The organism is Neisseria musculi, assembly GCF_014297595.2.
In the GTDB taxonomy this organism is placed as follows: domain Bacteria; phylum Pseudomonadota; class Gammaproteobacteria; order Burkholderiales; family Neisseriaceae; genus Neisseria; species Neisseria musculi.
The window spans coordinates 855,936-874,477 of record NZ_CP060414.2; the positions used below are offsets into that span (position 1 = coordinate 855,936).

An 18,542-nucleotide genomic window follows, 5' to 3' on the forward strand; every position below is an offset into this window, starting at 1 on the left:
CCGATACTGTCATGGCTTTAAAGTGGGTTAGGTATAAAACTGTGGGTCGACTCAAAAAAAGTAAACGCTATAGTGAACCCGCTTCATTTTCGGTGTGGCGCAACAAACTGCAGGCAGCACAGAGCTGGTTTTGTTGCTGCTTCAGCGGCTTACACAATCATTCTCTTGAGCGGAAACACAGCAGTACCACAGCAGAAATAAAGTGGATTCACTAATACTGTTACGACATTACAATATCCCGGCAGGCTGTCTCTGCCCGCTTGCTGCCTTGTATCGGCAATGTGCGGATTCCTATTGCGTTTCACTTTTTACCCGTGCTGCCGAAACCGCCCGCACCGCGTTCACTGGCGGCAAATTCATCCACCAACTTAAACGCAGCCTGCACCACCGGCACCACCACCATTTGTGCGATACGCTCCAGCGGCTCGATGATAAACGCTTCTTTGCCACGGTTCCAAACCGACACTTTCAGTTCTCCCTGATAATCCGAGTCAATCAGCCCGACCAGATTGCCCAGCACAATGCCGTGTTTGTGGCCCAAACCCGAACGCGGCAGCAGTATGGCGGCGTAAGCAGGGTTGGCCAAATAAATGGCTAAGCCGGTCGGCACGAGAAACGTAGCGCCCGGCTGCAAAACAACGGCCTCGTCAATACAGGCGCGTAAATCCAAGCCTGCCGAGCCGGCTGTGGCATAGGCAGGAAGATAGTCGGTCATTTTCGGGTTGAGGATTTTTAATTCCACTTCGGTTTGCATAACGGCTCTTTCGTTTTAAAAGGCATCTTGTCTACAAGCGTAAAATCCGCTTTATTTCGGACACCAGCCCAAACAGCATGGACAATACGGAACCTGTTCGCCAGCCTGGGCGGCTGACAAAATCGTTCTCTCTACAGCAAGACACACAAGGGCACAATGGAAATAACGGTATTAAGCCTTTCAGACGGCATTAAGGTATTTTTTCAAAGGCATCAAATTGATGCAGCCGTGATCCGCTATCGGCTGTTTGTATGGTCTGCGGCTCTTGTTTGGCTTGAGTCCAAGCTGCCGTATTATACACAAAGGCCGTCTGAACAATTTCAGACGGCCCCAAAGGGTGTTTTACAGAACCGCCGGCCCAATCAGGCAAACGGATGTTGCAGCAAGATGGTTTCGGCGCGGTCGGGGCCGGTGGAAACCATGGCAACGGGCGCGCCGCACACTTCTTCGATGCGTTTCAGATAGGCTCTGGCATTCTGCGGCAGTTCGGCAAAATCTTTTACGCCGAAAGTTGATTCTTTCCAGCCCGGCAGCGTTTCGTAAATCGGTGTGCAGCCTGCCACAGCATCGGCACCAAACGGCAGAATATCGGTTGTTGTGCCATCGGCCAAGGTATAACCTACGCAGATTTTGATTTCTTCTATGCCGTCCATCACATCGAGTTTGGTGATGCACATGCCGGTGATGCCGTTTACTTGAATCGAACGTTTCAAGGCCGCAGCATCAAACCAGCCGCAGCGGCGCGCGCGGCCGGTTACCGAGCCGAACTCGTGGCCGCGCTCGGCCAAGCCTGCGCCGATGCCGTCAAAAAGCTCGGTCGGAAACGGGCCGGAGCCCACGCGGGTGGTATAGGCTTTCACAATGCCCAACACATAATCGAGCATCTGCGGCGGCACGCCCGCGCCGGCCGATGCTGCGCCGGCCAAACAGTTGGAAGAGGTTACAAAAGGATAAGTGCCATAGTCGATATCCAATAAGGTGCCCTGCGCACCTTCAAACAGCAGCTTTTCGCCTTTGCGGTTTTTTTCATAAAGTATGCGCGACACATCGGAAATCATCGGTTTGATACGGTCTGCGTATTTTTCGATAACGGCCAGCACGTCTTCCTGCCTCACCGGCTCGGCGTGGTGCAGGTGTTGCAGCTGTACGTTGTAATATGCCACATTGGCCTGCACTTTAGCTGCCAGTTTTTCGGTGTCGAACAAATCCACCATACGCACGGCGCGGCGGGCGGCTTTGTCTTCATAAGCGGGGCCGATACCGCGGCCGGTGGTGCCGATTTTGCCGCTGCCGCGCGATGCTTCGCGCGCTTGATCCAGCGCGATGTGGTAAGGCAGAATCAAAGTAGCGGTGGGGGCGATTTTCAGACGGCCTTCCACGTTTTTCACACCTGCGGCGTTCAACTCATCGATTTCGCCCATCAGTGCTTCGGGGCTGACCACCACGCCCGATCCGATAAAGCAGTCGAGCTTTTCATGCAGAATGCCGCTGGGTATCAGGCGCAAAACCGTTTTTTTGCCGCCCACCACCAGTGTGTGCCCGGCATTGTGGCCGCCCTGGAAACGCACTACGCCGGCGGTTTCTTCTGCCAGCCAGTCCACAATCTTACCCTTGCCCTCGTCTCCCCATTGGGCACCGATCACTACTACGTTTTTAGCCATAATCCTCAACCTGTTATTCAAATAACTTCGTTTTCCGCTCCGACCACCTGCCAGCCGTCTCCTTGACGTTGCAGACGGCGCATCGCTTTTCTGCCGCCGTTGTGGCCGCTGCCGTAATCGATGACCACCGTCTGCCCTTCGGCACGCAGGCGGTCAACGGTTTCCTGCGCATGCTGCAAATCAGCCGCTTCTACGGCAATGGGGGGCTGCTGCCCACATTGCGGCAAATGTCCGATAAACGTGCGCAAATCAAAACTGAAGCCGGTGGCCGGCCGGGCGCGGCCGAAATATCCGCCCAAACCATCGTAACGGCCGCCGCGCGCTACTGCTTCGTGGTTGTCTCTGCCGTAAGCAGCATACAGCAGGCCTGTGTGGTAGTTGTCCACCCGCAGCTCCGACAAATCGATATGCACGACCTGCCGGGGAAAGGCATCGCACACAGCCTGCAATTCGTTTAATGCCTTGCCCACAGCAAACAAATCGGGCAGCTTGGCGCGCGCTTCGGCCAGCACTTCGCGCGAACCGTAAAGCGCAGGCAGGAGTGCAAACGCTTTCGCCCACATACTGTCGAGTTTCCACCCGCGAACTTGGGCAGTAACGGCAGCGGTATCTTTATCCTGCATCAATGCCAGCAACTGTGCTGCCTGCTCCCCGGTCAGCCCTGCGGCCTCGGCCAACGTGCGGAATACGCCGATATGGCCGAGCGACAGCAGAATTTCACCCACACCGCCAACGGCTACACTTTTGAGCATCAGATCAATCAGCTCGATATCGGCAGCCACATCGGCATAGCCGTATAACTCCGCGCCCACCTGCAAAGGTTCGCGGGTGCTTAAAAAACCATCGGGGCGGGCGTGCAGCACCGAACCGGCATAACACAGGCGGTTAATGCCGTTATTGGCCGATAATAAATGCGCATCGATACGCGCTACCTGCGGCGTGATGTCGGCACGGACGCCGAGCTGGCGACCGCTGAGCTGATCGACCACGCGTATGGTTTTCAACGACAAGCCCGCATCGATATGGGTGAGCAGCGAATGACTGTATTCCATCAAGGGCGGATATACCAATTCATAGCCGTGCACGCGGAACAAAGCCAACAGCCGTTCCCGCGCACTCTCAAGCCGGCAGGCGGAAGAAGGCAGGATATCGGCAATGTGTTCGGGTAGTTGCCAAGACTGCATGAAAATCCAATCTCTCTGTGTGATCAACAAAGGCTGCTCAAACTGATAGCGGACTAAATTTAAACTCTGCGGCATTGCTTTGCCATACCGTATTCTTTGTACAGCACGAGGCTTGCGCTCTGTTTCGGTTTAAATGTAACCCACTAACAACCATCATTCCGGGCAACACCTGCCGCACGTTTTATACTTTGATTTTAAATTCAAACAGCTCCGAATCATTCATGCGGAACTTTAACATAAAACAACCATGAAGTGCAGCAAACAACACCACACAAGCCTGTTTGTCACATACCTTGGGTTGCCGGTTCGGTTTTTTTGTTTTCAGACGGCCTGCCCATTCTGGCAGCCACATATCACGGTTTTCAAATAAAAAACGCCGCATCTCTGCGGCGTTGACTTTTTCAGTTTATTTTGCGTTCAGCAGGGCTTGATCCACACGCTCCCGCAACTCTTTACCCGGCTTGAAGTGGGGAACATATTTTTCGGGCACTTCCACACGTTCGCCGGTTTTAGGGTTGCGGCCGACACGGGCCGGGCGGCGGTTTAAATCGAAACTGCCGAACCCGCGGATTTCGATACGCTGCCCTTTAGCCAGCGAGCGGGTCATGGTATCCACCAAAACCTTTACGCTGTATTCTACATCTTTAGCCATCAGCTGCGTGCCGTTTTTTTCGGCAAATACCTCTGCCAAACGAACCATTAATTCAGACTTAGTCATGTCTGCACCTATCACTCTTGATCGCCTGAAAGTTTGGCTTTCAGCAAATCACCCAGGCTGGTCGTGCCGGCGCTGGCAGTAGAAGCGGCATTCATAGAGTTGAGCGCATCACGGCTCTCTTTGGCGTTTTTCGCCTTCACCGACAGCTTGATGCTGCGGTTTTTGCGGTCAACCGTAGCCACAATGGCTTCTACTTCGTCGCCCTCTTTCAACACGTTGCGCAAGTCTTCAACGCGCTCGGCCGACCATTCTGAAGCCGGCAGATAAGCCTCCACCTCTTCGGTCAGCGAAACGACCGCGCCTTTGGCATCTACAGACTTCGCCACACCCTTAACCAGCGAACCTTTGTCGTTTACGCTGATAAAGTTACCGAAGGGGTCGCCCTCCAACTGTTTGATACCCAGGGAAATACGCTCTTTTTCCACATCGATGGCCAACACAACGGCCTGCACTTCTTCGCCTTTTTTGTATTTGCGCACGGCCTCTTCGCCCGACTCCGTCCAAGACAGATCGGAAAGATGAACCAAGCCGTCGATGCCGCCGGGCAGGCCTACAAATACACCGAAGTCGGTGATGGATTTCACCGCACCGGACAGCTTGTCGCCTTTATTGTGGTTGGCAGCAAACTCTTCCCACGGGTTGGCCTGGCATTGTTTCATGCCCAAGCTGATGCGGCGGCGGTCTTCATCGATTTCGAGAATCATCACTTCCACTTCGTCGCCCAGCTGCACAACCTTGCTCGGGTGGACGTTTTTGTTGGTCCAATCCATTTCGGAAACGTGCACCAAGCCCTCGATGCCCTGCTCGATTTCAACAAACGCGCCGTAGTCGGTGAGATTGGATACTTTACCGAACAGGCGGGTGCCTTGCGGATAACGGCGGGTCAGGCCGTTCCACGGGTCTTCGCCCAACTGTTTCATACCCAGGGAAACGCGCTGTTTGTCTTGGTCGAACTTCAACACTTTGGCTTCTACTTCCTGGCCCACTTCCAGCACTTCGCTCGGATGTTTCACGCGGCGCCATGCCAGATCGGTGATGTGCAGCAGGCCGTCGATGCCGCCCAAATCAACGAATGCACCGTAGTCGGTGATGTTTTTAACAATACCTTTGACAACCGAGCCTTCCTGCAGATTTTCCAGCAGGGCTTTGCGCTCTTCGCCCAGGGTAACTTCCAGAACGGCGCGGCGGGATACCACAACGTTGTTGCGTTTTTTGTCGAGTTTGATCACTTTGAATTCGACTTCTTTGCCTTCAAAGTGGGAGGTGTCTTTTACGGGACGCACATCAACCAGCGAACCGGGCAGGAAAGCGCGGATGCTGTTGATCATCACAGTTAAGCCGCCTTTGACTTTGCCGTTGATGATGCCTGAAAGAATATCGCCGTTTTCCATGGCTTCTTCCAAAGCAATCCAGTCGGCAGCGCGTTTGGCTTTTTCGCGCGACAGTTTGGTTTCGCCGAAGCCGTTTTCAACAGATTCGATGGTTACGGTAACGAAATCGCCTACTTTCACTTCAATCTCGCCCTGGGCGTTTTTGAATTCGGCCACATCGATCAGAGATTCTGATTTCAAACCGGCGTTTACGGTAACGAAGTTTTGGTCGATGCCGACCACTTCGGCGGTAATCACCTCGCCGGGGTTCATCTCTTGAAGGGTAAAGCTCTCTTCCAAAAGCTGGGCAAAATTTTCCATAGTCATAAATAACTCTTTTCAATACACCGCCAAGGGGTGCGGGGTGGGTTGTGGAAAACGCCTGCCGCCCTTGGCACGGCAGGCATTTGCTGCAAACGGTTTTCAGACGGCCTGCCAAGATGCCGGAGCCGTCTGAAAAAGCTGGCGGAATTATACAGCAGGCTTAGATTTCTGCATACCAATCAAGCACTTTTTTTACCGATTCTTCGATGGTTAGGCGGGTAGTGTCCAGCAGCAGGGCATCGGGCTGCCGCTTGAGCGGTGCAACGGCGCGGCGGCGGTCGGCTTCATCGCGTGTTTCGATGTCGGCGAGAATGCGCTCGAAAGCCAAACCTTCTGCAGGCAGACCGATTTGTTTGGCGCGGCGTTCGGCACGGGTACGGGCAGACGCAGTCAGAAAAATTTTCAGCGCGGCATCGGGAAAAACCACCGAACCCATATCGCGCCCGTCTCCCACCAAGCCCTTTTCGGTGAGAAAAGCGCGCTGCCGTTGCAGCAGTGCCCCGCGCACTTTGGGCAGCTGCGCCACTTCCGATGCCCCCATGCCGATGGCTTCGGAGCGGACGGCATCTGTAACATCGCGGCCGTCAAGCAGGATACGGCTGCCGTCAAATTCGGCGGGCAGCGCTCCGGCCAGCGCGGCTACGGCCGTTTCATCACTCCAGCCGGCATGACACTGCTGTGCGTAAAGCGCGGTCAGGCGGTAAAGTGCGCCGGAATCGAGATAGTCGAAGCCGAGCGCGGCGGCCACGCGTGATGCCACCGTGCCTTTTCCCGATGCGCCCGGGCCGTCAATGGCGATAATTTTTCGGTTTAAATCCATATCGTTATTCTCTTTATCCGCTGAGGCGGTGTTGTTCAGACGGCCTTGCGGGTTTGTCCCGACTGTTTGTCCCGGCCGTCTGAAACAATCTGTCGGTCAAATCAGAAGCAGAATTATATAGGCTGGATATAGGCTTGCAATCTTTTTCTTGACGCGCCGGCATTGCCTGAGGCCGTCTGAAAAACACGCGGCGCAATACACAAAATACTTTTTTGCAGCATTATCGTGAATCCGCCGGGCTTCCGCCACGGCCTTGCCGCGCCTCAAGCCCCGGGAAAACGCCGTTTCCGAAAGGAAACAAGTTTCTGCGGAGCTAAAACGCCGTTTCCGAAAGGAAACAAGTTTCTGCAAAGCTAAAACGCCGTTTCCGAAAGGAAACAAGTTTCTGCAAAGCTAAAACGCCGTTTCCGAAAGGAAACAAGTTTCTGCAAAGCTAAAACGGCTTTTTAAGCTGCCGGAGCGGCAACAGGGTTATGCTGCGCCGGCTGCGGCGTGCCGGCCCTGTATCGGAAATATGTGGATCCGCTATATAATCTGTCCGTTTGTTTTCAACCAGAATAACGGAACTTAAATATGCAGCAACTCAAATTAGCCGTTGCAGGCGCGCAGATTCTGTTTGTGGCATTTGGCGCGATGGTGCTGGTGCCGCTGCTCACCGGCCTGAACCCGGCCATGGCACTCTTGGGCGCGGGCATCGGTACGCTGCTTTTTCAATGTGTGACCAAACAGAAAGTGCCGGTGTTTTTAGGCTCTTCGTTCGCCTTTATTGCGCCGATTATTTATTCTGTCGGCGAATGGGGGCTGCCTTCCACCATGTTCGGCCTGTTTGCGGCGGGCTTTATGTATTTTGTGTTTGCCGCATTGATTAAATGGCGCGGGCTGGCCGCCGTCAACCGCCTGCTGCCGCCCGTGGTTATCGGGCCGGTGATTATGGTAATCGGTTTGTCGGTGGCGGTGGTGGCCAGCCAAATGGCCATGGGGCAGGCCGGCGGCACCCAGGCAGTGGACTACGCCCAATCGCTGCTGCTCTCGGGCTTTACTTTTGCCGTTACCGTGCTGGTGGCAGTGTTCGGCAGCAGAATGATCAAACTGGTGCCGATTTTAATCGGCGTGGGTGCCGGCTATGCGGCCGCCCTGCTGATGGGATGGGTGGATACTTCCCCGATTGCCGCCGCGCCGTGGTTTGCCGTGCCGCATTTTGAAACGCCGCAAATCAACTGGCAGGCTGCGCTGTTTATGCTGCCCGTTGCCATCGCCCCGGCCATTGAGCACATCGGCGGCGTGATGGCGGTGGGCAAAGTAACCGGCAACGATTATGCCAAAGACCCCGGCCTCGACAAAACGCTGGCGGGCGACGGTTTGGGCGTGTGTGCGGCGGGCTTGATCGGCGGCCCGCCCGTAACCACCTACGGCGAAGTAACCGGCGCGGTGATGATTACCAAAAACGGCAATCCGAAAATCATGACTTGGGCGGCCGTTTTCGCCATCTGCATGGCGTTTTTCGGCAAATTCAATGCTTTTCTGGCTTCGATTCCGCTGCCGGTGATGGGCGGGATTATGATTCTGCTGTTCGGCACCATCGCCTCGCTCGGCCTGAAAACGCTGATTGATGCCAAAGTGGATTTGATGCAGCCGAAAAACCTCGTTATCGTCAGCTCGGTGCTCACCACCGGCGTGGGCGGCATGATTATCAAGCTGGGCAGCATCAGCTTTGCGGGTGTCGGGCTGTGTGCGGTGCTGGCCGTGGTGCTGAACAGGATACTCTGCCCGATGCCGCGCCCGGTGAAGCGGAACCTCCCTTACCGCATTGATACCCCGCCCCGCCAAGCCATGCGTCCGACAGGCGCAGGCATATAGTGGGGCAATATTTCCGAAACAGCCCGCCGCAGCAGCGCAAGGTGCCGCAATGCAGTAGCAGAACGGGGCATACGCAGTATCGATCCGCAGCCAAACGACACGGCTTCCCCACCTGCACCAACCCGCAAGCCGGGCCGTCTGAAACCCAAAACAGAGCGATGCCCGAACCTGAAACGACAGCGCACCACAGGCTGCCTTCGGGCAGAAAACTTGCAAACCGAGCCGCCCGAAAGGCCGTCTGAAACCCACCGCTGTTTATCGTGAACCCGCACATTCCGCAACCGCACAGGCCGCAGGCACTACCGATAAATACTGATGTTGCCGCATAGGCGGCCGACAAAACCGTTTTCCCGAAGCCGAAGCGCGGTAATGCCGTAGCGGAAACCGCGCAGATTCACGATATTGCCTGCCCGCCGCAGCGAAACGGCGTTTTAGCTCCGCAGAAACTTGTTTCCTTTCGGAAACGGCGTTTTCAGACGGCCGCACGCTGCCGAACCGCCCTTGCCCGCCAGCCCCAATCCAGCTTGCAGCACATTTTTTCCTTATCCGCCATGACCGACCTTTCTTTCGCAACCCGCCTGATACGCTGGCAGAAACAGCACGGCCGCCACCACCTGCCCTGGCAGGTGCGCGATCCCTATCTCGTATGGCTCTCGGAAATCATGCTTCAGCAAACCCAAGTGGCCACCGTGCTGGACTATTACCCGCGCTTTACCGCCCGCTTTCCCACCGTGGCCGAACTGGCAGCGGCCGGGCAGGACGAAGTGCTCGGCCTGTGGGCGGGCTTGGGCTATTACAGCCGCGCCCGCAACCTGCACAAAGCCGCACGGCAGGTGGTCGAAACGTTTGGCGGCGTATTTCCGTGCGAGCGCGAAAAGCTGGAAACACTCTGCGGCGTGGGCAGGAGCACTGCAGCGGCCATTGCCGCTTTTGCCTTCCACAAGCGCGAAGCCATTTTAGACGGCAACGTCAGGCGCGTGCTCTGCCGCGTGTTTGCGCTGGACGGTGGTGCCGCCGATAAAAAGTTTGAGAAACAACTGTGGACGCTGGCCGAATCGCTGCTGCCCGAACGCGGCGGCGATATGCCCGCCTACACACAGGGGCTGATGGACTTGGGCGCCACCGTCTGCAAACGCAGCAAGCCCCTGTGCGGCGGCTGCCCGATGGCCGGCATCTGCCGGGCCAAAGCGCAAAACCTCACTGCCGAGCTGCCGCGCAAAAAAAGTGCGCCCGAAGTGCCAACGCTGCCGCTGTTTTGGCTGGTGATGCGCCGCCCAAACGGTGCCATATGGCTTGAAAAGCGGCCGCCCGAAGGCATTTGGGGCGGCCTTTACTGCGTGCCGTGCTTCAACAGCCCCGGCAGCCTCTATGCCGCCGCCGCACACTTCGGCCTTCTTTCAGACGGCCTCGAAGAACAGCCCGCCTTCACCCACCGCCTCACCCACCGCTTATTGCTGATTACCCCGTTTTGCGCACCCGTGCCCGACAGCCTGCCCGGCGGCCTTTCAGACGGCCTGTGGGCGGACCCACATGATTCCGGCTGCGGCCTGCCCAAACCGCTGCATGATTTTTTGTTAAGCCGCCGCTTGGGAAAAAAAACCGCCCGACCCTGAAACACCGGCGCTCCGCCCTATCGTGAACCCGCTTTGTTTGCGCGGCAAAACAGCAAGCCGCAAGCAGTATCGGCAACCTGCCCGGCCGTTCCCTTTAAAACACGGCCATGCCGAAGCGGCAATGAAGCGGGTTCACGGTATCCGCTTCCCAACGGCTGCCTGTTTTGCTTTGGGAAAACACAGCCGTGCCAAACCGTTTATGGCGCAGCCGGGCCGGATTCGCGCAAATCCGCCCCCGTTCAAGCGTTGCCCCGCCCTGCCCTGCGCGGGTTAAGGCCGCCCGATGCCCTGCGCCGCAAATGAAAGGAGTTCGCCATAAAGCCTGGCAAAAATGCCTAAGGCCGTCTGAAAACGTTTTCAGACGGCCTGAAACAACGCGGCCGAGCAGCAAAAGATTACCAACCCTATTCAACCTGCCATTCTGTTTGATAAATGATTTCAGACGGCCTGAGCACAGGTTCTGACGGAACCCGCAAGGCCGTCTGAAAACCACCGCCAAAGCAGATAAAGAAAACCACAACAGGAACCGTGGCCCCTCCGTTGCGGCATGGCAGCACCGTGCGCCCACTGCCCTACCGAAAATGCAGGGGTTCACTGCATTGCAGCCGTGGCAGAAACACCTGAATGCCGTCTGAAAGGCCGCAACACTATTATTCCCGCGCAGGCGGGAATAACGGCAGATCAATCTCTGCGGTGTTTTCTGAATGCTGCAAAATCCCGAGCCAGTTTGACAGCGGTTTGAATGTTACCCGGGCAGGGCGCGGCAAGGCCGGTGTTATGTTGCCGCGATGTGGTTTGCCGAAAGAGTTTAAGGCCGTCTGAAACTTTCAGACGGCCTTCGGCCTAACGGTGCGGCGTTGCCCAAACACAACGCTCCCAAACTCAAGCCGGTTTGGCGGCCGTTTGAATGCAGCCAGACAAAATGGCGGGGGGATGTGTTGCGGCGGTATTGATTATCTCTGCAAAGCTTAAGGTGTTGGAAAAGGCCGTCTGAAAACTTTTTCAGACGGCCTGCAAACTTCCGCAACCCTTATCTTCTGCTCCGGCTGCCGGGCAGGGGCATATCCGCCCACCTCATGATATTGGCCACTTCGGCGGGGTTGAGCTCGTAAAACTGACCGCGCTTGAGCCGGTTGGGCAGGCCGATGGGGCCGAAGCCCACGCGCACCAGGCGGCTCACGGCCAGGCCGAAATGCTCGAAAATGCGGCGCACTTCGCGGTTGCGGCCTTCTTTAATCACCACGTTATACCATTTGTTTGCCCCTTCTCCGCCCTGCGCGCAAATGCGCTCCACCCTTGCCAAGCCGTCTTCCAGCATCACGCCTTCTTCGGTGAGCGTTTTCATCTGCCCGGCCGTTAATCCGCCGAGCACACGCACGGCGTATTCGCGCTCCACTTCAAAGCTGGGGTGGGCGAAACGGTTTGCCAGCTCGCCCGAGGTGGTGAGAATCAGCAGCCCGCCGGTGTTGATGTCCAAGCGGCCGATGGCCGTCCAGCGGCTGCTGGCGGCCTGCGGCAGGCGGTCGAAAACGCTCACACGCCCCTGCGGGTCGCCGCGCGACACGATTTCGCCTTCCTGTTTGTAATAAAGAATAATGCGCGGCAGGCGGTCGGGCCATTTGAGCTTGATCACGCTGCCTTTTACCTGCACTTGGTCTGCCGGCGACACTTTGTCGCCCAGTTGCGCGGTTTTGCCGTTTACCGTTACCCAGCCCCGGCCGATCCACTCTTCCATTTCGCGGCGGGAGCCCGCGCCCGAGGCGGCCAGTGCTTTTTGCAGGCGCACCGGTTCGAAGCTTTCCAAATCGGCGCGTTTTTCCTTCAAATTGCGGGCGCGCTCCATGATTTTTTGGTTGGGGTTGCGCACTGCCAGTTTTTTGGCGCGCGCCGCCTGCGTTTTCGGTTTGGGCTGCCGCTGCTGGGCGGGCTTGCTTACGTTTTTATTTTTTTCAGACATTTCATGTTCTCCTAACGCGCTCTGCCGCCGGACAGAACGGCTCTTCTGAGGCCTTGCGGCGGCAGGTCGGGTGGGTAAAAAGGTTTTTTCAGACGGCCTTTGTATGCAGATCAGGCGGCCGCCCGGTTTTATTTCCGATACAGAGAGCCGGGCGGCGGGGCGTATCGAAAGCAATGTTTATCTGCCGTATCACGCTGCTGCACAATACTGCGGGCCGTTTTGCGGGCTTGGCAGGTTCGACACCGTTGGCGGCACATCTTGCCGCCCCGGCCCGTGTCTGTCTGTGTCGCCGTTTCTGCGGTTGAAATAGCGTTCGATCAGCAGCGCGCGCAATTTTTCCCACTCGGTTATGCTGTTCAGGCAGTCAATCAGTCCTGCATTGATGGTTGAGCGGGCAGCAACGCGCCTCAGCGTGCCCAGGTTCTTAATTTTATGCCTGTCTTCAATATCCCCGCCCGACCACCGGCCGATACTCAAATGCCAAAAAGGCTCGCTGCGCATATGGTAAAACGGCATGCCCATATTCATGGTGAAGCCGACATCGGCAACATAACGCCGCCAAACCTGCCTGAATGCGGTTTCCAATGCGGCATCGGGCGCGGTTTCGGTGCCTTTCAGACGGCCCTGCTCCGCCAAATCGGCCAACGCCAGCAGCAGAACGGGCTTGTGCGGTGCTTCTTTGCCTTTGTGTCTGGCGCAATTGAGCGAGGCAAAACAATGCAGATAATAGGCGGTATTCACGGTTGTTCCGCTTCATCGGGTGCGGCATCTTCCCGATCCTCCGCCCCGCCGCTGCCGGCCGGCCCGGTTAAATCGGGCAGCACCAGCTCGCCCAGCTCGGTGAGCGGCGGCAACGCTTCCAAACTTTCGAGCTGCAAATCGCTTAAAAACGCGTGGGTGGTAGCCCACAGCGCGGGGCGGCCGATGGAATCGCGGTGGCCGATGATTTCAATCCAGCCTCTGTCTTGCAGCGTCTGCATCACATTTTGCGACACTGCCACGCCGCGTATGCCTTCGATGTCGCCGCGCGTAACCGGCTGCTGGTAGGCGATAATCGCCAGCGTTTCCATCACCGCACGCGAATAGCGCGGCGCGCGCTGTTCCTGCAGGCTGCCCAGCCGTTCAAACGCCGCCTGAGCAATTTGAAACCGCCAGCCTTCGCGGGTGTGGGTTAATTGCAGGGCGCGGTCGTGCCAGCGGGCTTTCAGGCCGGCCAGCACATCGATGAGTTTGTCGGGCGAGAGCGGCGGCACGCACAACTCGCGCATGGTTTTTTCGCTCAAGGGTTCGGTTTGGGTAAGCAGTGCGGCTTCGATGAGCGCATCGGGCGGAAGTTTTTCGGTCATGGTTTGTTGGGGTTTCAGACGGCCTTGCCAACGGCCGTTTGAAACGGAAGTTAATCTTTCTGCTTCAATATGGCAATATGGCAAATCCGCGTTTTTTTGCTTCTGGCAGGCCGCGCTCGGCGATGGTATATACATTAACGCGGCCGGTTTGGCCGCCGCACACGGCGGGAAACATCACGCCGCGCAGGGTTTGTTTTCCGGCCGCATACACGCGTATGCCCTGCAGTTCTTTTTCCATAACCGCCGGGCTGATGCCGCTGCCTCCGCATTGGCGGGAGCCGTCCGGTTTGTAGATCTGCACCTGTTTTTCAAGCGTTTGGGGTTGCCGCTGACGGCTGCCGGACGGCGGGGCTTGCAGTTTGTTTTGGCCGTCTGAAAAAGTGCAGGCGGTTAAAGATAAGACGCCTGCCGATAAGGCGGCGGAAACTATCGGCCTCACAGGGGTTTTCCTTTTTTTTCTGCTTTTCGCGCTTCGCGCACGGCTTTTTGTTCGGCTTCTTTCTGTTTGGCTTTTTTGAGCCATGTTTCCCATTGGTTTGGCGTTTCGAGCGTGATTCTGCCGATGTGGCCATCGCGGAAATCGGTGAGGGTGTTTTCGGCGGCTTTTTGGTAGTTGGTGCGGCCGCCGCTTAAAACTGCGCCGCGCTTTTTGGCGATCCATTCGAGCCAGTCGGTGTTCTGCCAATGGCTGCTGGGGTCTTTATCCGCCTGATAGCGCGCTTGCAGCAGCGGCAGATAGTGGCGGCGCAGGTAGTCTAACAGCTCGAGGGCGACTTCCTCTTCATCGAGCGCGTTGCGCCCTACGGCACCGCCGGCGGCGAGATTGTAGCCGCCCTCTTCTACGATGATTTTCGGCCACAGCATCCCCGGGGTGTCGTAGAGCCAGAAGTCATCGGCGAGAAACAGGCGCTGCTCGGCTTTGGTGATGCCCGGCTCGTTACCGGTTTTGGCGGATTTTTTGCCGATCATGCCGTTAATCAGGGTGGATTTGCCAACGTTGGGAATGCCGCAAATCAAAACGCGAAGGGGCTTTCCGATGCCGCCCCGGTTAGGCATCATGGTGCGGCAGGCGCGGGTGATTTTGGCTGCGGCGGCGGTTTCGGAAGCATCGAGCGCGATAGCCCGGGTGTCGGGGCGGCTGTTGTAGTGTTCCAGCCAGACTGCGGTGCGCCCGGGGTCGGCCAAATCCTGTTTGTTGAGGATTTTGAGCTTGGGCTTGCCTTTGGAAAGCTGCGCCAGCAGGGGGTTTTCGCTGGATGCGGGCATACGGGCATCGAGCATTTCGATAACCATGTCCACGCTTTTGATGCGCTCGGCGATGGCCTTTCTGGCTTTGTTCATGTGACCGGGGAACCATTGGATTGCCATGGTGTGCTGATCTTTCGGGGTTTGGCGGGGCTTGGAAGCCGTCTGAAAAATTGCGGGTTTGGGAGGGCGCGCCGGCCTGTCCGTTAAAATATTAAGACAGAAAATGGCAGACTGTGCGGATGATGAAAACGACACAAGGCGATGCTGTGCTGCCATTGTTCTCAAACAGGCCGGTTATGACCATCAGGCAGCCCTTAAAGCCGGGCTGCCTTAAAGCCGGGCTGCCTGATGGTGTGCGGCATTATAACACGGTGCGGGGTCGGCTTTCAGACGGCCTAAATACCCAAAAAGGCCGTCTGAAACTCAGCGTTCCGCCAAACGGTTAAGCTGGCGGTGGCGCACCAGCAGTTCGTAATGCCCTTTGAGCCTTCGGGCAAGCTGCTCCACCATATACACCGAGCGGTGCTGACCGCCGGTGCAGCCTATGCCTATGGTTACATAGCTGCGGCTTTCCACCTGCATCTGCGGCAGCCAGCGGCTCATGAAACTGCCGATGCCCTCCACCATTTCCTGCACTATGGCCTGGCTGCCGAGATAATCCTGAATCGGTTTGTCCATGCCGTTGAAAGGGCGCAGCGCGGTGTCGTAATAGGGGTTGGGCAGGCTGCGCATATCAAACAGAAAATCCACATTGGTGGGCACGCCGTATTTGAAGCCGAACGATTCTAAAATCACCAGCAGCCCCTGCCTTTCGTGTTTGAGCCATTGCTGCACGGTGTGGCGCAGCTGCTGGGCATTCATTTTGGATGTGTCGATGCAGTAGGCGGCTTCTCGCAGGGGGAACAGCCAGGTTTTTTCCTGTTGCAGGCTCTCCAGCAAGGTTAAGGTTTGACCGGAAAGCGGGTGGCTGCGGCGGGTTTCTGAAAAACGCCGTACCAAAATGCCCTCTTCGGCTTCAAGAAACAGAATTTCCACTTCGTGCCCCAGGTTCCGCAGTGCCTGAAGCTGTGTTTGCGCTTCTTTAATATCGATGCGCGAGCGGATATCGACACTGATACCGAGCCGGTTTATTTCACTGCTTTCCGTGTGGTAAGCCACCAGGCCGGGCAGGAGTTTGATGGGCAGGTTATCAACGCAGTAATAGCCCAAATCTTCCAGAAGTTTGAGTGCAACCGACTTTCCCGAACCGGAAAGCCCGCTAATCAACACTATTTTCATGGCCGGTTTCGTTTTCTTTCAGCATACTTTGGTGGCGCTCCAAAAATTCTTTGGTACTGTCTTTGCCGCGCAATTGCAAAATATAGTTGCGTACGGCGGCTTCAACCAACACCGCCAGGTTGCGCCCCACCGCCACGGGCAGCGTAACCGAGCGCACGCTCACATCTAAAATCGATTCGGTTTCGGAACGGATGCTCAGGCGGTCGAGCCGTTTCATATAATCATCATCGGCAGCAACCAAGTTAATGATTAATTGAAGGATTTTTTTAGGTCGGATAGAAGTTTCGCCGAAAATATGGCGGATATTCAGCACCCCCAGCCCGCGCACTTCGAGAAAATCGCGCAGCATCGGCGGGCAGCGGCCGTCAAGCGTTTCGGGGCCGGTGCGGTAAAGCTCTACCGCATCATCGGCAATCAAACTGTGGCCGCGCGAAATCAACTCCAATGCCAGCTCACTTTTGCCCAAGCCCGACTGGCCGGTAATCAGCACGCCGATTTCAAAAACATCGAGAAACACGCCGTGTTTGACCGTGGAAACTGCCAATGTGCGCTGCAGATAAATCCGCAACACATCCATCAGATGCGGGCTTTCCAGCTTGGAGGTGAGCAGCGGGATATTGTGGGTGTGGCAATAATCGCGCAGCATCGGCGACACCGGCAGCCCGTTGGCCACAATCACCATCGACATAGGAATATCAAACAGATTGACCGGGCTTTCTTCGGGGTTTCCGTCAGCCTGCACCTGGCGCATGGGGCGGGTTTTGTCCACCATGGTGCTCAGGTCGCTGAGATTGTCGGTGCCCTCTTCCATGCGCTTGAGAAATTCGGCCTCGGCCACGCCGATTACCTGCACTTGGTTGGGGTGGATAAAATTCAGATGGCCGACCAACGCCAAAACAGGTTTGTCGTCTTTAACGCCGATGCGGTTGTCGGCTCCCGCCGTGCCGGCAGCCCAAGCCAGTTGCAGCTTGTGCTGGTTATCCTGATACAGACGGCGTACGGAAATGCTGGGCATGGTTACTCTTCGCTCAAAAGCCGCTGCACTTCTTCGGGCGACACGGCAGCCGACAAGGCTTCGCGCACGGATTTCCGCGAAAACCGGCCGGCCAGTTTCGATAAGGCTTCCAAATGTTCGCCGGTGGCGTTTTCAGGCACCAGCAAAACAAAAATCAGCGAAACCGGCTTGCCGTCCGGTGCATCGAAAGGCACCGGTTCTTTGGTGCGGATAAACGCGCCCACCGCTTTTTCCACCGAAGCATGGCGGCCGTGCGGAATCGCCACGCCCTGCCCCAAACCGGTTGTACCGAGCTTTTCGCGCGCAAACAGGCAGTCGAAAACATCGGCGCGCGCCAAGCCGGCCTCGTTTTCCAATAACAGCCCCGCCTGCTCGAACACGCGCTTTTTACTGCTGACTTCCAAATCCAGCTCAATATGCGCTAAAGGCAGGATTTCTCTGATCAGGCTCATATCAATCTCTTAACTTTACAGAAGCAAAACAGATGCGGATTGTACCCACTGTTGGGTCAAATCTCAAATTTTCCAACCCGGCTTTACACAACCCCGTGCTGCAACAAAATTATTTATCTTCAAATAATTCATCAACTTATAATCGATGCAATGATACGCACCCCGGCCGTCTTAAAACCTTTTGCCGGTTTCAGACGGCCGGAATGTGTTGATTGTATATCGGAACACACAACGCTAAATCACATAAAAATACACGCAGGCAAACTGCGCCAAACTGCCGCCGAGCACAAACAGATGCCAAATGCCGTGGCCGTGTTTGATTTTTTCATCGTTCACAAACCAGTAAATCCCCGCACTGTAAAGCAGGCCGCCCAACACCAGCCAAAACAGCCCTGCCGGCGGCAGGCTCTTGGCCAGCGGGTATATGGCCACCAGCACCAGCCAGCCCATCAATACATACAATACCATCGACAGCAGGCGTTTTTCGCTTTTCCTGCCGATGGTCAGCTCCTGGGCAATACCGAATGCCGCCAACCCCCACGACACGCCGAACAGAGACCAGCCCCATGCACCGCGCAGCGACACCAGGGTAAACGGCGTATAACTGCCTGCAATCAAAAGATAAATTGCGCAATGATCCACCTTTTGCAGCACGGCTTTCACTTTCGGCTGCGGCACACTGTGGTAAACCGTGGAGCCGGCATAAAGCACAATCAGGCAAATGCCGTAGGCGGCCGCGCTGATGATTTTATACACATCGGGCGTGCCCGCCGCTTTCACCAGCAGCAGCACCAGCCCGGCCACAGCCAACACCGTGCCTGCCAAATGGCTGTATGCGTTAAATTTTTCGCCTGCGTACATCGTAAATCATTCCAATCGGAAAAGGTGTATCAGTTTACTGCATTCTGCGCCCATCGTGCAGCCGGCCATAACTGCATCGAACCA

17 protein-coding genes and 1 pseudogene are annotated in these 18,542 nt (G+C 56.4%); 2 read left to right on the forward strand and 16 right to left on the reverse strand.

Features of this window, described 5'->3' with window-relative positions; translation table 11 throughout:
* Positions 1-301: 301 nt before the first annotated feature.
* From dut to cmk, 6 genes are all read right to left on the reverse strand, one after another.
* Positions 302-754, reverse strand: coding sequence for a dUTP diphosphatase (gene dut / locus H7A79_RS04330; RefSeq protein WP_135036074.1), 453 nt, complete (start codon positions 752-754; stop codon positions 302-304).
* A gap of 362 nt (positions 755-1,116) precedes the next feature.
* Positions 1,117-2,415: an adenylosuccinate synthase gene (locus H7A79_RS04335; RefSeq protein WP_135036077.1), complete on the reverse strand. Its 1,299-nt coding sequence runs from the start codon at positions 2,413-2,415 to the stop codon at positions 1,117-1,119.
* 17 nt (positions 2,416-2,432) lie between these two features.
* On the reverse strand, positions 2,433-3,599 hold the full coding sequence (locus tag H7A79_RS04340; protein ID WP_187001180.1) for an ATP phosphoribosyltransferase regulatory subunit: 1,167 nt from the start codon (positions 3,597-3,599) through the stop codon (positions 2,433-2,435).
* 406 nt (positions 3,600-4,005) lie between these two features.
* Positions 4,006-4,317 carry an integration host factor subunit beta gene (locus tag H7A79_RS04345; protein WP_085366261.1) on the reverse strand — a complete coding sequence of 104 codons (312 nt, stop codon included), beginning with the start codon at positions 4,315-4,317 and terminating at the stop codon, positions 4,006-4,008.
* An 11-nt stretch (positions 4,318-4,328) separates the two neighbouring features.
* Positions 4,329-6,014 carry a 30S ribosomal protein S1 gene (gene rpsA, locus H7A79_RS04350; RefSeq protein WP_135036086.1) on the reverse strand — a complete coding sequence of 562 codons (1,686 nt, stop codon included), beginning with the start codon at positions 6,012-6,014 and terminating at the stop codon, positions 4,329-4,331.
* A gap of 157 nt (positions 6,015-6,171) precedes the next feature.
* Positions 6,172-6,831: a (d)CMP kinase gene (cmk, locus tag H7A79_RS04355; RefSeq protein ID WP_187001181.1), complete on the reverse strand. Its 660-nt coding sequence runs from the start codon at positions 6,829-6,831 to the stop codon at positions 6,172-6,174.
* Positions 6,832-7,404: 573 nt separating this feature from the next.
* Between cmk and H7A79_RS04360 the strand changes: the two genes are divergently transcribed.
* Positions 7,405-8,688, forward strand: a complete 1,284-nt coding sequence (locus H7A79_RS04360; RefSeq protein ID WP_246408065.1) for a uracil-xanthine permease family protein — start codon at positions 7,405-7,407, stop codon at positions 8,686-8,688.
* A 551-nt stretch (positions 8,689-9,239) separates the two neighbouring features.
* Complete coding sequence (gene mutY, locus H7A79_RS04365; RefSeq protein WP_187001620.1) at positions 9,240-10,301, forward strand: A/G-specific adenine glycosylase; 1,062 nt, start codon at positions 9,240-9,242, stop codon at positions 10,299-10,301.
* Between the two features lie 808 nt (positions 10,302-11,109).
* Here the strand turns inward: mutY and H7A79_RS04370 are convergent.
* The 10 genes and pseudogenes from H7A79_RS04370 to trhA form a co-directional block, all read right to left on the reverse strand.
* Positions 11,110-11,328, reverse strand: coding sequence for a hypothetical protein (locus H7A79_RS04370; RefSeq protein WP_187001182.1), 219 nt, complete (start codon positions 11,326-11,328; stop codon positions 11,110-11,112).
* Between the two features lie 3 nt (positions 11,329-11,331).
* Positions 11,332-12,243, reverse strand: a pseudogene (locus H7A79_RS04375) (pseudouridine synthase); the annotation flags it as partial.
* A 204-nt stretch (positions 12,244-12,447) separates the two neighbouring features.
* Positions 12,448-12,999, reverse strand: a complete 552-nt coding sequence (locus H7A79_RS04380) for a hypothetical protein (protein ID WP_187001184.1) — start codon at positions 12,997-12,999, stop codon at positions 12,448-12,450.
* Entirely contained in the window at positions 12,996-13,604 is a 609-nt protein-coding gene (scpB, locus tag H7A79_RS04385) for an SMC-Scp complex subunit ScpB (RefSeq protein WP_135036132.1), read from the reverse strand. Before scpB ends, H7A79_RS04380 begins: the two co-directional genes overlap by 4 nt.
* A gap of 64 nt (positions 13,605-13,668) precedes the next feature.
* The gene (locus tag H7A79_RS04390; protein WP_187001185.1) at positions 13,669-14,043 is read right to left on the reverse strand and encodes a hypothetical protein; all 375 of its coding nucleotides are present in this window, start codon (positions 14,041-14,043) and stop codon (positions 13,669-13,671) included.
* On the reverse strand, positions 14,040-14,972 hold the full coding sequence (ylqF, locus tag H7A79_RS04395) for a ribosome biogenesis GTPase YlqF (RefSeq protein ID WP_187001186.1): 933 nt from the start codon (positions 14,970-14,972) through the stop codon (positions 14,040-14,042). Before ylqF ends, H7A79_RS04390 begins: the two co-directional genes overlap by 4 nt.
* A 303-nt stretch (positions 14,973-15,275) precedes the next feature.
* Positions 15,276-16,130 (reverse strand): RNase adapter RapZ, encoded by an 855-nt coding sequence (gene rapZ, locus H7A79_RS04400; RefSeq protein WP_187001187.1) that lies wholly within the window; start codon positions 16,128-16,130, stop codon positions 15,276-15,278.
* Positions 16,111-17,145 carry an HPr(Ser) kinase/phosphatase gene (gene hprK / locus H7A79_RS04405; protein ID WP_135036108.1) on the reverse strand — a complete coding sequence of 345 codons (1,035 nt, stop codon included), beginning with the start codon at positions 17,143-17,145 and terminating at the stop codon, positions 16,111-16,113. The genes rapZ and hprK overlap by 20 nt, the downstream gene beginning before the upstream one ends.
* 2 nt (positions 17,146-17,147) lie before the next feature.
* Positions 17,148-17,597 carry a PTS IIA-like nitrogen regulatory protein PtsN gene (gene ptsN, locus H7A79_RS04410; protein WP_135036111.1) on the reverse strand — a complete coding sequence of 150 codons (450 nt, stop codon included), beginning with the start codon at positions 17,595-17,597 and terminating at the stop codon, positions 17,148-17,150.
* Between the two features lie 234 nt (positions 17,598-17,831).
* On the reverse strand, positions 17,832-18,458 hold the full coding sequence (trhA, locus tag H7A79_RS04415; RefSeq protein ID WP_187001188.1) for a PAQR family membrane homeostasis protein TrhA: 627 nt from the start codon (positions 18,456-18,458) through the stop codon (positions 17,832-17,834).
* Between the last annotated feature and the right edge of the window lie 84 nt (positions 18,459-18,542).